Origin of the sequence: Nostoc favosum CHAB5714 (assembly GCF_020829495.1) — a bacterium.
Lineage (GTDB): Bacteria > Cyanobacteriota > Cyanobacteriia > Cyanobacteriales > Nostocaceae > Nostoc > Nostoc favosum.
Genome location: NZ_JAIVFQ010000085.1, coordinates 1 through 12,830, shown reverse-complemented (window position 1 = coordinate 12,830; position 12,830 = coordinate 1). Strand labels below are relative to the sequence as shown.

The window sequence follows — 12,830 nt, the reverse complement described above, 5'->3', positions numbered from 1 at the left end:
TTCACGTTTAATGTGAATTAAGCCTTGAAACCTTTGTAATTTCGTAGGTAGCCTCAAAACAATGATTTTGGGCTAATCTAGAAACCCTTGGGGGATAAGAGGTGTTTCTAATTCACATCAGGCGTAATTCGTAATTCGTAATTCGTAATTCGTAATTAAGTTTTGTAATGGGGATTTAACCCCAACACAAAACAAAATTTTTATTGAACCGGGGGACTTAAACCCACGGAACTAGTTAAAAAGCTTAATTAATCTGCCAAATATTGATGGTTTTATCAGAACTACCGCTAGCAAGAAATTGACCATTCCGGCTAATAGCAATAGAGTTTACTGCCTCTGAATGTTCTGTGATAGTTTGCACTAATTCTCCCGTCCGCAAATGCCAAACTTTGATGGTTTTGTCTGCGCTACCGCTAAAGAGAATTTCTCCATCAGGACTAACAGCTAAGGATTTTACCTCTTCTAAATGTCCAGTCAAAGTGTGTAGTACTTTACCTGTAGCTAGATGCCAAATTTTGATAGTTTTGTCTGTGCTACCGCTAAAGAGAATTTCTCCATCAGGACTAATGATTACTGATTTCACCCCGCCTAAATGTCCGTTGAGGGTGCGTAATGGATCGCCCGTGCGTGGATTCCACAGCCTAATTTTGTTATCAGAACTACCACTAGCAAGGATTGTACCATCAGGGCTGATAGCAGCAGCATGAACTGCGGATGAATGCCAAAGGGTACAAATGCGATCGCCTTTATGCAAGTTCCAAATTTTGATTTTATTGCTACCACTGGCAAGAATTTGTCCATCAGGACTGATTGCGATGCAGTTAACCGGTTTTTGATGTCCTAACAGAGTGTGGATTAGTTTGCCAGAATTGACATTGTAGACTCTTACATTACTTTTGGGGTGTTGGCAACTACCAACAGCGAGATAATGTTCATCAGGACTAATCGCAACAGAGGAAATTTCGCCTAAATCTTCTGTGAGGGTGCGGATAAGTTTGCCGCTTTTAAGATTCCATACTTTGATAGTTTTATCTGCACACCCGCTAACTAAACTCTCAGAATCAGGACTAATAACGACAGATGTCACTTTTTCTGAATATCCAGTTAGGGTATGGCTGAGAACGATATGTTGTAGTGTAACTTGGTGTTTGAGGTTGGCGACGCAATTCAAAATTTCCTCAACATCAGCAAGACTCTGACTATCACCCACCGCAAGAAAATATTCTCTTAACTTTTTAACATATTCCTCATCTTTGACGCTGACGGCTGATTGCATTGCTTGAAGAGGGTTTGTAGAATCCGGTAGTGATATTTGGTGTAGTTGTAACCATGTATTCACAGAATAATCAAGCTGTTCATTTGCCCAAGAGCGTAGTTTACCGCCGTAGGCATCGCTTAAATGAGATAAACTCTGGGCTAATTGCAAAGCCAATTCTGGAATCCAGTAACAACGCTCATTTTCCAGAGCTTGGTAAACTTGCTTGTAACCAGAGGCTATAACCTGTACTGATTGTAAATCAAAAGTATCTGACAGCAGACTCGGCAGCAACTCTGGTAGTAACGGAGGTACACCATGATTAACCAGGTGGTAAATATCTGCTACCCAACCTGCAACCAAACAGTGATAAGTAATCAAAACCTGACAAAGGTTTTCAAAGTCTTGACGGTTGACTTGATATTGTAAAGATAACTTACTAATATCAATTCCTTTTTCATTCCATTTTTCTACCTTTTCTAAAATTGCCAAATTAATAACATTCTCTTTTCCAATCTGATTAATTTCCTCTAAGTTTTCTCCCAAGGACAGCAGTTCATCTCTAATCTTTTTCCATTCTAACGCTCGTCTTTTAGCAGACTCTTCCAGAATTTCTCGATAAGGTAAACGAGCAATTGTTTTATAATAATAATTACCTTGTCCCAAACCCCAGTAGGCAATGCGAAAATTTAAATAATCGCCATCATTTTCTGACTCTAAAATCAAAATAGGCTCTGTTTTCAACATTCCAAACAGAACCTTAATACTTGATTCACTGTGAAAACGCTTACTATCCCAAGCTCCTGCCAATAATTCTGTTGGTCTAACTTGACTGTTTAGAGAGTAATGCTTGTTAAGAAAATCTCGTAATCCTTCAGCCAACATTAACTCAATTTGGGAAATTGTTTCATTTCTATTCTCGTTAAATTGGTCAAAATCTACTTGAGGAGGAGCGATAAAAATTTTTAGTGAAGTGCGCCCATAATTGGTGTGGTCTAAAATTTGTGAAGGGTATAACCTTAAAGGCCAGCTATCAAGAATTTTATTGACTTCTGGCAACTTGAGCGCCGTTTCTCGCTCTTGGGCGGCTATTCTTAATTGCGTTTGGTGATTGTCGGCTACTAATTGCTGTTGGAAAATTCTTTCTTGTTCAAAGTCTTCAACATAACTGCTTTTTTTATTTGAAGGATTTAGAACTTTGAGTATTTCGGGAATTACTTCAATCGATTCATATTTACTCAGAGCTAAATCTTGACTTCTCTTTTGTACTAGCTCTGCAACAACAGGTGCAAACTCTAGTACCAGTTGAATTAGTAACCTTAACCCTTGCTGCATAAACACATACCTAGAGACTAAGTAAAATAAATAAGCAAAGCTTGCATGAAATCAGGGCAATACTGCCATCGAGTAAATTCATACATACTCTTGATTTTACTAATTGAGAGTATAGTAACTCAACTGTAAAACATTAAAACCCTTACATGTCAATAAGTCTATGTACCCAACACATGTAAATAAAAATGATAATAATCTAATCAGGGAGGGGAGAGAGCATTTATCAGCAAGCCAGAGGGTAGGAGGGAGCAGGGGTTTAAGCACAAAGCTAAATCTCTCTCGGATTTAGTAGCTTAAATTTAGGAGAGGTCTGAATCACCGAAAATATTGCTAAGTGCCCTTTGCCTTCTGCCTTCTTCAACCTTTCTGTTCTTCATTATTACTGAAGCATAGTGTTAAATAAACTTAATCAACCTGATAGCAGCGACAGCTAGATTCACTACTGAGATAGATTTTTTCAATCAAAAAAATAGGTATTACTAAAGTAAAGCCAATGCAGTTCAATAAAACGCTCTCTTAAAACATCAATTGAGAAATTTATAAGCCTGGTTGCGTTTTTTGTTTTTTGAAATCAAAAAATAGTACTATGACTTCTAGAAAACGGTCTAATTCTGACAAAACTGCTAGTCTTAACCTGCGTTTACCACCAAGAAAGGCAGCTAAAAGCCTAGCTGAAAAAACAGCGCCATCCCAAAAGATATTCTATAGCATTGTCCATACAATTCCTGGGCGGATTCGTTTTCGTATTCCTCTGCTAGCCAGAGATACTGAGTATGCTAATCAACTCAAATTAGCAATAGAATCCGATCCTAGAGTTACAAATGTCCGTACTAACCCGAAAGCTGCATCTATCGTTATCAATTATAAAGTAGGTGTAATTTCAGATAACCAAATGCGCGAGCATCTGGTCAACCTAATTCAAACTGCCCAAGATGTAGTTGTGCCAAAAGAGGTAATGGCAAAATCAATCATAGGGGCTATCTTTGATGCTCTAATCAACCTAATTGATAGTACACGCAAGATAAACCAAGCACGTAATGTTATTGTATATCGAAGGTTTAGGACAGACGTTTGGGAACGGATACTTTCTACCTCAAGAAGCATAATTAAGAAGCTAAAATCTGCCACCATGTTTATCTTACCTAACAAGCGATGGCAATTGCGCGGCAATGGCGAGGTGAACTCCCAGCCTTTGAAACTGAAATCTGTCAGCGAACCTAAACTTGTGTAGTTACTAATAGAGTAGCTATTAAAATGATTCCTGGTTAATAGTAAGTAGCGCTAAAATAACTGGGATTTCCGATAAGTCATGAAAATCTCTCTTCCCTAGTAGTCTATCGCATTAGTTATAAAGGGTGAAAAAGTTCGTAGTAAGGACTTTAGTCCGGGATTTTTAAGCACTGAAGTGCTTACTACGAACCCGACTACTAGTTTTCAGTCCAAGCATTTTATTATCAATAACAAATGGGTAATCCTCACTTTCATAAACTTCCTAATCAAAACCATTGGGTTCAAGCAATACATACTGCTGTTAAAGGAAGAGTTAGATATAAGGTAAATGGACTCTATCATTCAGAAGCTCTTAAAAAATATCTTGAATCGAGATTATTAGAGGAGGAAATAATCTCAAAAGCTAGTGCTAATAGTTACACAGGGAATGTTCTTGTTATCTTTCATCCAGATAAGAGTTTAAATACGAACGCCGAAGGCGGGTCTTCTCTTCGAGACGCTACGCGAACGACCATCGCACTCCTCATTCAAGACATCCTCTTAGATTATCGGCAAAAAAGCAGTAAATCACTTGCTTCTGCCGCAGTCATTGGAGACAGTAACTTGCATTCCTTTAGCACTAAAGAAAATACTGCTTCCGTTGGGGGTGATAATCGAAACATATCTGACTCAGCCGTACTGCCTCAAATATCTATGCAGCGACAATTAAACCAAACAGGTAGTCAATTTATTCCTGTATTGGGGGCTGTTGGCGCTCTTGTATGCGCCACCGGACTGTTGTATGCATATAATCTTGACGAAGCTATTTTGCTCTTGATCCAGAGGTTGCATACACCACTGCGCGATCGCATCATGCTTGGTATCACTTTTATGGGCGATCCAGTAGTAATGCTGTTATCTTCTTTGGGGCTGGCGATTAGCCCGTTATTTTATAATCGTCGCTGGCAAGCAACTATCTTGGGCATCGCTGGAGTCGGTGCAACCTTGCTAAATTGTTTAATGAAACTATTATTTGGCAGAGCGCGTCCAGCACTGTGGAAACATATTATTAAAGTGGGTCAACACAGTTTTCCCAGTGGCCATGCAATGGTTTCAATAGTGATTTACGGTTCTATGGGCTATATTCTGGCAAAGCAGTTTCCTGAATGGCGCTTTTGGATTTATGGCTTGACTATTATTTTAATTGCTGCGATCGGTTTCAGTCGGCTTTATCTTGGTGTACATTGGCTGACTGATGTGACAGCTGGCTATGCCGCAGGTTTAGTGTGGTTGATTGCCTGTATCCTTACCTTAGAATCGCAGCAAAAATATCGCTCGTCACTGGAAGCAGTCTGATCTGTAGGTTCTTCCCCAGCGTTGCATAATGGCGGATAAGTATAAGCAGCCAAACCAGAGAAACTCCGGTTTTCAAAACTTTTTGCTTGAAACGGAAACACAATCTGCCTAATGCCAATTATCGCAAGATATTGCGACGTAATAGTTGATTTGCTGTTAAAGGTAAGAACTTCACCCTTTTAAGTGCTAGCGGAATTAGTGCCAGAATAATCAAGGCATTGTAAGTCAGCGCCGAGGCGATCGCAGATTGGGCACTCTTTAATCCCATAATATTAATTTATTTACCAAAGGTCGCGTTTATACAGGAATTTCGCTAGATTTGGTATCATTTCTAGACTTTACCTTCTTGTTTTTGACCCTGATTTGTGGTAGATCCTTTTTATCTTTGTAAAAGTAACAGATTTCAACTAGAGTTGGCCATATTTCTAGAGAACCGTGAAATTGGCTAATCACATCATCGATAATTCTGGAAACGTTTTGCTGAAAAAAGTCGGGTTCAAACCCATAAAATACTCTCGATAAGTTCTCAGCAAATAATTGAAGTGACTGCTTACGTTCTTCATTTTGGGTAGACATTGAGGCTTTGACTACCTGCCTGTGGATAGCAGAGATTTTTTCTAAGATTTCCTCAGAGTCTAGTAAAGTGACCTCGCCAGAGTAATCAAATTTGATTCCCAGGTCATCAAGATGATAAACACTGCTTTTAATCTTCTTTTTCAGCAGGCTACATATTTCTTCATTAAAGAGTTCACTAGCCAGAGGATTACGCATATAGTTATTTCTAATATGGTTCTGGACAGCATCAACGTGTGCAGCGGCGATCCCCTCTTGCTGTATCCAAATTCTGTAGATATAATCTTCAAATCTGAGCCGAGTTGGAAAAAAGGGTGGTAAACCTAGCTGATTATCATATCCAGCGACTCCACAATCCATTCTCCAGTTTTTGTTGGTAATAACAGGCCGAAAATTGGTAAGAATATAAAAATCATTCAGGTCATTTGGACTTATTTGATTTTCATCATTGAGATACATATGAATAAAATCAAGTGTATCAATATCATTAGTTCCTGTGCGAAAAGTCTGGGCAATCTTGACGATCGCATTATTTAATACTCTCCCTGGTTGTAATAAGAGGCTGTTTTCCCGAAAGTAACCTTTGGTCGTATTAGTTTCTAAATCCATTGCTGTATCAAGAACCAATTCTCCAGCCTCGAAATTTTCTGGTACATGACTGGCTTTTTGACCGAGAACATCACCAAAAGCCGTGAGTAAGTCAAAAGATTTATGGACGAAGCCGCCTTGTTGGTTGGACTTAATTAATTTTCCTCGACATATTTCATCGCCTGATAAAGATTCTGGGCTAGTTTCAATTAATGCATCTGGACGCATATCGTCATCTGCACTAACCATTAAATGACCAAGGGTATACATCAGTGTGAAGTTGCGATTTCCTCCATAACTAGGCCGGAATAAGTTTTTGACTAGTGATTCCAGCTTGCGATCGCGCAGTCTTTCGTTTAAAAATGTAATAAATTGCTCTTTCTCTTGGGGGCCGACATAAAACACGTCATTGACTGTCTTAGTCTGCTCTAAAAGTGGGTAATATTTCTCGTGGTTGGCAATGCTGGAATCATCAAAGACGATAATTTTTAAAGCATGACCATTCGCCCTGAAATTCTCATCATACTTTTCGATGGTCTGTGCTACATCTCTCAGTCGATGAGTAGGAATAACAAATACTGTTTCTTTTTGTTTCATAAAACTTTTCCAGGTTTTTCAAATGAAGTTTCAAAAATTCAAATACTTAAACGTTCTCACCTTAACAATCACTGCATCACTGCTATTACAGTTACGTCAGGTTTATTAACAGTTAACAGTGAACAGTTATCAGTTATCAGTTAAATCCCCATCAATAAATTGAGGGGATAAGGATTTGGACGCCTTTATGTCTGGCGCTATGCGTCTCGACATAAAATTTTTATTCTATCTCCACTGGTTTTAATCGGGGGCTTGTACCGAACAACATATTTATCTGATAACTGATAACTGATAACTGATAACTGATTCGGTCAACTAAATTAAACCGTTAGATCGCGACTAATTCCCAGCTTATTTTTACTATCCTCCAACTGTTTCCAGAGTGCCTCTATTTGAGCAAAGGCTTTTTCTGGAGATAGCTTTCCACCAGTTTCTAAACTAGTGATATAGCTAATTTTTTGAGCAAACTCTTGGAGATTAGCATTAAATACTAAGTTGTTTGGCTGAAATTTACCGTAGTAGCGATCGCGAGGGTAAAGAAAGCTATTTTTATCTTCATAATTAGGCTGTAGCATTTAACTTACTCCTGACAAAAAAACCTGATTAGCTATTGGGAGGTTAATTGCAGCGACCTGATATAATTCCATTTGGTAATACTGTTTCGCAGAGAGTGACAGAATTACGTCCCTCGATTTCGTTGTTTTTTGAAGCTTTGATAAGATTTGCATGACTAAGAATAGCGAGAAACTCACCTATTTAGGGCTGTAGTCAGAGCAATTGAATGCTTGTTTCGTTAGAGCAGTGGTAGGATGTACTGCACAGTTTAGATAATGGTTGTCGTTAAAAAATCGGCAGTTTTTACAGGGATGTTGCTGTAAATGTTTGATACTTACTATTTCGTCTTTATCTTGTGCCGCATTTTCTGGAGGATCTTCTACTGCTTTGCAGACAGATGAAACGAGAAAAACGACAATTCCCCAAACAATCATGAAGGAGATGTGAGCCAAAAACACTGCTACAAAAGGAATGTCTCCGTCCTGTGGTTTTATGTCGCTATGTGTTGCCTTAGCCAGGTTAGCTTCAATCAGGAGAGACTGATGAACATTTTTTTGGGTGGATATATAAAGTAGAAAAAGCTCCGAAGTATGCATATTAAAAACCTTTAGTTAGTCGAATTCAGATTCAGTAAAGGTCATCTAAATTAAACATCTTCAGAGGCTAGGGAGAAACTACTGTCTTGCTTGGTTTCCATCCCAGTTTTTGGAAAAATTTTGCCATTGAAAATGAATCAGAAGTATTGACTCTTTGTAACTTTATTTCACTTGCTGCCTGATTGATAACTGCTTCCGTATCAATGTTGCTACTCCAAGGAGAGGTAATAACTTCAATTTTATGAATCTGGATTAATCTGCAATAGTTGAGGACAACGGCACCCCAAGCGGTAGTTTCTGGCTTTATTTGAGGAACCAAAAGTGTAGAAACTCCTGCTGCTAACCAATCTCCTTGTAATATAGGTGGAGCTTCAACAATTACAATCGATTCAGTGGGAATGGTATGGCTGGCTTTAATTTTTTGCCCACCCATAAACAGAGTTTCCATAAAAAAGATTAGATTACCTTTAGAGTAAATATCGCTAATTTCACCCTTAAATTGGGTTGTAATCGGAACACCTAAATCTTTAATCATCTTTGACTCAGGTGCATGATAAGAGAAGAAGTAAATGTTCATCTATCTAATAATATGTGGAATTGAAACTAGTTAGTACATCTGAATCATCTGAATTAACAGACTGACTGGCTGTTGCTCGAGCTTCCAGTAAGCAACTGTTAAGGGAATAGTAAACAGAATGAATTTTCTTGAGAGTGACTTTGAGAGCCGGAACCATCATGGGATGGGTTGCTATTGCTAAAATGTAGTCTCCAGCAAAAATAGTAGGATTATCTGTTGCTGAAATCACTTTACTTTCTCGTAAAATTCCTAGAACAACGCATTTATCAGGTAATTTAATTTCAGTTAAATCAATGCCACAGTAAATGCTATTAGCTTGGATTAAAACACCAAATAGGCTTGGGTCTAAAGCTTTTCTGTTTTTTGACACAAAACATTTTTTAACTCTAATCTTATTGTGCAATATTCTATAGAAAAAATATGTTTTTACTAGATATATTTTAAGGATATATAAAATATATTAAAAAATATAGCATGTGTTTATTAATTAGCTAAACGGGCATATATTTAGAGATATAGCCCTACTTAATCATTCGTAAAAAAAAGATTATCGACTTCTTTAATAAGTCGATAATCTAAGCCTTTCGATTTTAAGTAATTATTAAGGATTGCTATAGATAACTATTCCGAATAGGAGGCGTAGCATTAATCAGTAACACTCCCTTTTCGCTATTTACCATGCCTTTATCCTTTAATTTGATCCAGAGCTAAATTCAGCTTCAACACATTAACTCCAGGCTCACCAAAGATGCCGAGAAAGCGACCATCGGTATTTTGAGCAATCAAAGTTTCTAGTTGGTTCGGCTGAACTCCTCGCGCCTTAGCTACTCGTGCAATTTGCGCGATCGCAGCTTCGGGAGTAATGTGAGGGTCAAGGCTAGAACCGGAGGTGTAGACTAAATCGCCAGTGGGCTGCACACCTGCTGTTTTCAGACGAGTGAAGTCACCTTCAACCTTTTTGCTGGGGTCTGGGTCATCTTTACCTTTGATGCGTTCCATTAATGCGGGATTACTGGGAGCCAAGTTACTAGCGCCGGAAACCCCGGTTTTCAAAACTCCCGCATCATCCTTTTTGGGGTCAGCTGTGCTGTAACTGGTGGTACTGGGACGGCTGTTAAAATAGCGATCGCTACTAAAAGGTTGACCAATCAAAGCAGAACCGACAACTTGACCTGTACTATTGTCAGTTATTAGACTACCGTTTGCTTGAAACGGAAACACAATCTGCCCAATGGCAATCATCGCAAAAGGATAAATAATCGCTCCAATAACCCAGAGTACCAGGGTAGAACGAACAGCTCTACCGGCTTCGCGTGCAAAACTCATTAGAATTTCTCCGGTGCAAACATTACAAAAAATAAATAGATGGAAAGCCCTAGCGTCACCAGTCCTAACAATCCCAATCCCCAAGATTGACTCCGGGAAAGTTGTTCACCAGTAGCTGCATAGACTAGAGGTGCAACCACTAGGTTGAAACACATCGCCAGGAATAAATACAGTGGTAGCTTTTGTCTACGCCATTGACACCAGATTTCAGTTATTTCTTCTAATACTTGGGATGCAGGAATAGTGTGTCGGATGTGAACGGGTTTCATAGTAAATTAAGACAAAGGTAAGATAATATCTATCAGTTTGATGGCAATGAAGGGAGCAACGATGCCGCCAAGACCAAAGATCAAGATGTTGCGACGTAACAGTTGATCTGCTGTTAAAGGTAAAAACTTTACCCCTCTAAGTGCTAGCGGAATTAGTGCCGGAATAATCAAAGCGTTGTAAATCAGCGCCGAGACGATCGCAGATTGGGCACTCTTTAATCCCATAATATTAAGTGCGCCGATTCCAGCAGCTGCAAAGATAGTCGGAATGATCGCAAAATACTTGGCAATATCGTTAGCGATGGAGAATGTTGTCAAGGCTCCACGGGTAATTAGCAACTGTTTACCTATGGTTACTAAGTCAATTAGCTTCGTGGGGTCAGAGTCTAAGTCCACCATGTTAGCAGCTTCTTTGGCAGCTTGCGTCCCAGAGTTCATCGCCACACCCACGTTTGCTTGAGCCAAGGCAGGTGCATCGTTAGTGCCATCCCCGGTCATTGCCACCAGTTTACCCTGAGATTGTTCAGAGCGAATCACCTCAATTTTGTCTTCTGGAGTCGCTTCGGCAATGAAATCATCAACCCCAGCCTCTTGAGCAATTACCGAAGCGGTAATTCGGTTGTCACCTGTGAGCATGATAGTCTTAACACCCATGCGGCGGAGTTGGTCAAATCGTTCCCGCAGACCAGGTTTAACTATATCTTTGAGGTAAATGACACCATAAATATCGTCATCTTGGCAAACAGCTAAGGGCGTACCGCCTAAACGGGAAACTCGCTCATAAGCTGCGTCTACATCATCAGAAACGTCGCCGCCACGAGAACGGACAAATCCCTTAATGGCCTCTACCGCCCCTTTACGAATTTGTTTACCATCGGGTAGATTTGTGCCACTCATCCGGGTTTTCGCCGAAAATTCTACACCCTCAGCTTTGTCGAGATTGAAGTCTACCGCAGCCTGAGACTTTTCTGCCAATATCACAATTGACTTGCCCTCTGGCGTATCATCAAACAAGCTAGCAGCTAGGGAGACTTGCGCCACATCTTGTATTGAATGATTATCCAGGGGAATAAACTCATCAGCCATCCGGTTCCCCAAGGTGATCGTGCCTGTCTTATCCAGCACCAAGGTGTTGATGTCGCCGCAAGCTTCTACGGCTCGACCAGAGGTAGCAATGACGTTAAATTGGGCTACTCTATCCATCCCAGCAATACCGATCGCACTGAGTAAACCACCAATAGTTGTGGGAATTAAAGCTACCAGTAGCGAGATTAGGATAGCAACGCTAGCACCCGCACGCAAACTGTTTCCCGCCTCAACGCCAAAGGCTGTGCTGATAAAGCTGGCGATGTAGCCCACAAAAGGAGGCATAGTCGCCACCACAATCAGGAATACTTGTGTTAACACTGCCAACAATACCGTCAAAGCAATCTCGTTGGGAGTCTTGCTGCGTTCTGCCCCTTCTACCAGGGAAATCATGCGATCAATAAAGCCTTGGCCAGGATCAGCACTAATGCGAATTGTCAACTCATCGGAGAGTAGGCGTGTACCTCCTGTTACCGAACTGGCAATATCTGTACCTGGTTGCTTCAGTACAGGGGCAGATTCTCCAGTAATTGCAGACTCATCCACCGAGCCGATGCCTTTAATTACATCTCCATCGGCGGGAATCATATTGTTTGCAACCACTTTTACCAAATCGCCCCGTTGCAGTTCCGTAGAATTGACTTGTTGTATAGAACCATCAGGGAGGATTTTGTTAGCGATCGTATCCGATCGCGTTGATCGCAGTGAATCAGCCTGTGCTTTGCCACGTCCTTCAGCTACAGCTTCGGCAAAGTTGGCAAAAACGAGTGTGAAAAAGAGAATTGCTGTAATCAACCCGTTTAATAAGCGTTGTTGATTGATATCTGCCTGAATTGTGCCAAACAAATTTGGGTTAAGGGTAACAAGAAAGGTGACAATTGTCCCCACCCAAACAACAAACATAACTGGGTTTTTGACAGTAATTCGTGGATCGAGCTTGATAAATGACTCACGAATTGCTCTTTGGTAAAGTCCCCGCATATCTGTCTTGGGGGTGTGCTTGCGCGAGTCACGAGTTCCAGATGGAATACGGGGCGAAGGAGAATCAGTAGTAGTTGGCATAGATTAGATTTTGGGCATCAGTCTTTGAGGTGGATGAACGAGTATCAAAGGTGGATTAATGAGTATCAAAGGTGGATTAATGAGTATCAAAGGTGGATGAATGAGTATCAAAGGTGGATGAATGAGTATCAAAGGTGGATGAATGAGTATCAAAGGTGGATAAACGAGTATCAAAGGTGGATAAACGAGTATCAAAGGTGGATGAATGAGTATCAAAGGTGGATGAATGAGTATCAAAGGTGGATAAACGAGTATCAAAGGTGGATGAATGAGTATCAAAGGTGGATGAATGAGTATCAAAGGTGGATGAATGAGTATTAAAGGTGGATGAATGAGTCTTTAAGCTAATGCTTTAACTTCTAACTCCCCCTGCTCCCCCTGCTCCCCCTGCTCCCCCTGCTCCCCCTGCTCCCCCTGCTCCCCCTGCTCCCCCTGCTCCCCCTGCT

Annotated in this window: 12 protein-coding genes and 1 pseudogene; 3 read left to right on the top strand and 10 right to left on the bottom strand. The window is 40.3% G+C overall.

Annotation, left to right across the window (positions count from 1 at the left end):
• Positions 1–244: 244 nt before the first annotated feature.
• Positions 245–2,590 carry a WD40 repeat domain-containing protein gene (locus LC586_RS31525; protein WP_229489381.1) on the bottom strand — a complete coding sequence of 782 codons (2,346 nt, stop codon included), beginning with the start codon at positions 2,588–2,590 and terminating at the stop codon, positions 245–247.
• A 586-nt stretch (positions 2,591–3,176) separates the two neighbouring features.
• On the opposite strand from LC586_RS31525, the gene LC586_RS31520 reads away from it, so the two are divergent.
• Together LC586_RS31520 and LC586_RS31515 are read left to right on the top strand one after the other, a co-directional pair.
• Complete coding sequence (locus LC586_RS31520) at positions 3,177–3,821, top strand: HMA2 domain-containing protein (RefSeq protein WP_229489380.1); 645 nt, start codon at positions 3,177–3,179, stop codon at positions 3,819–3,821.
• A 233-nt stretch (positions 3,822–4,054) separates the two neighbouring features.
• Positions 4,055–5,155 carry a phosphatase PAP2 family protein gene (locus LC586_RS31515; protein ID WP_229489379.1) on the top strand — a complete coding sequence of 367 codons (1,101 nt, stop codon included), beginning with the start codon at positions 4,055–4,057 and terminating at the stop codon, positions 5,153–5,155.
• Positions 5,156–5,238: 83 nt separating this feature from the next.
• Here LC586_RS31515 and LC586_RS31510 read toward each other — a convergent pair.
• The 9 genes and pseudogenes from LC586_RS31510 to kdpB form a co-directional block, all read right to left on the bottom strand.
• A pseudogene (locus LC586_RS31510) lies at positions 5,239–5,432 on the bottom strand (hypothetical protein); the annotation flags it as partial.
• 20 nt (positions 5,433–5,452) lie between these two features.
• Positions 5,453–6,913 (bottom strand): hypothetical protein, encoded by a 1,461-nt coding sequence (locus tag LC586_RS31505; protein ID WP_229489377.1) that lies wholly within the window; start codon positions 6,911–6,913, stop codon positions 5,453–5,455.
• Between the two features lie 320 nt (positions 6,914–7,233).
• On the bottom strand, positions 7,234–7,488 hold the full coding sequence (locus LC586_RS31500) for a DUF7219 family protein (protein ID WP_229489376.1): 255 nt from the start codon (positions 7,486–7,488) through the stop codon (positions 7,234–7,236).
• A gap of 177 nt (positions 7,489–7,665) precedes the next feature.
• On the bottom strand, positions 7,666–8,064 hold the full coding sequence (locus LC586_RS31495) for a hypothetical protein (protein ID WP_229489375.1): 399 nt from the start codon (positions 8,062–8,064) through the stop codon (positions 7,666–7,668).
• A 67-nt stretch (positions 8,065–8,131) separates the two neighbouring features.
• Entirely contained in the window at positions 8,132–8,641 is a 510-nt protein-coding gene (locus LC586_RS31490; RefSeq protein ID WP_229489374.1) for a hypothetical protein, read from the bottom strand.
• Between the two features lie 4 nt (positions 8,642–8,645).
• Positions 8,646–9,011 (bottom strand): TrkA C-terminal domain-containing protein, encoded by a 366-nt coding sequence (locus tag LC586_RS31485; protein WP_229489372.1) that lies wholly within the window; start codon positions 9,009–9,011, stop codon positions 8,646–8,648.
• Positions 9,012–9,325: 314 nt separating this feature from the next.
• Positions 9,326–9,967: a K(+)-transporting ATPase subunit C gene (kdpC, locus tag LC586_RS31480; RefSeq protein ID WP_229489370.1), complete on the bottom strand. Its 642-nt coding sequence runs from the start codon at positions 9,965–9,967 to the stop codon at positions 9,326–9,328.
• Positions 9,967–10,236 (bottom strand): potassium-transporting ATPase subunit F, encoded by a 270-nt coding sequence (locus LC586_RS31475; protein WP_229489368.1) that lies wholly within the window; start codon positions 10,234–10,236, stop codon positions 9,967–9,969. The genes kdpC and LC586_RS31475 overlap by 1 nt, the downstream gene beginning before the upstream one ends.
• 6 nt (positions 10,237–10,242) lie before the next feature.
• Complete coding sequence (gene kdpB, locus LC586_RS31470) at positions 10,243–12,384, bottom strand: potassium-transporting ATPase subunit KdpB (protein WP_229489366.1); 2,142 nt, start codon at positions 12,382–12,384, stop codon at positions 10,243–10,245.
• A 33-nt stretch (positions 12,385–12,417) separates the two neighbouring features.
• Between kdpB and LC586_RS31465 the strand changes: the two genes are divergently transcribed.
• Complete coding sequence (locus tag LC586_RS31465) at positions 12,418–12,705, top strand: hypothetical protein (protein WP_229489364.1); 288 nt, start codon at positions 12,418–12,420, stop codon at positions 12,703–12,705.
• Positions 12,706–12,830 lie beyond the last annotated feature (125 nt).

Excerpts from the sequence above, each read along its gene's own strand:
- LC586_RS31465 (WP_229489364.1), top strand. The coding sequence starts at position 12,418 with ATGAACGAGTATCAAAGGTGGATTAATGAGTATCAAAGGTGGATTAAT.
- LC586_RS31490 (WP_229489374.1), bottom strand. The coding sequence starts at position 8,641 with ATGAACATTTACTTCTTCTCTTATCATGCACCTGAGTCAAAGATGATT.
- LC586_RS31500 (WP_229489376.1), bottom strand. The coding sequence starts at position 7,488 with ATGCTACAGCCTAATTATGAAGATAAAAATAGCTTTCTTTACCCTCGC.
- LC586_RS31505 (WP_229489377.1), bottom strand. The coding sequence starts at position 6,913 with ATGAAACAAAAAGAAACAGTATTTGTTATTCCTACTCATCGACTGAGA.
- LC586_RS31475 (WP_229489368.1), bottom strand. The coding sequence starts at position 10,236 with ATGAAACCCGTTCACATCCGACACACTATTCCTGCATCCCAAGTATTA.
- LC586_RS31515 (WP_229489379.1), top strand. The coding sequence starts at position 4,055 with ATGGGTAATCCTCACTTTCATAAACTTCCTAATCAAAACCATTGGGTT.
- kdpB (WP_229489366.1), bottom strand. The coding sequence starts at position 12,384 with ATGCCAACTACTACTGATTCTCCTTCGCCCCGTATTCCATCTGGAACT.
- LC586_RS31520 (WP_229489380.1), top strand. The coding sequence starts at position 3,177 with ATGACTTCTAGAAAACGGTCTAATTCTGACAAAACTGCTAGTCTTAAC.
- LC586_RS31495 (WP_229489375.1), bottom strand. The coding sequence starts at position 8,064 with ATGCATACTTCGGAGCTTTTTCTACTTTATATATCCACCCAAAAAAAT.
- kdpC (WP_229489370.1), bottom strand. The coding sequence starts at position 9,967 with ATGAGTTTTGCACGCGAAGCCGGTAGAGCTGTTCGTTCTACCCTGGTA.
- LC586_RS31525 (WP_229489381.1), bottom strand. The coding sequence starts at position 2,590 with ATGCAGCAAGGGTTAAGGTTACTAATTCAACTGGTACTAGAGTTTGCA.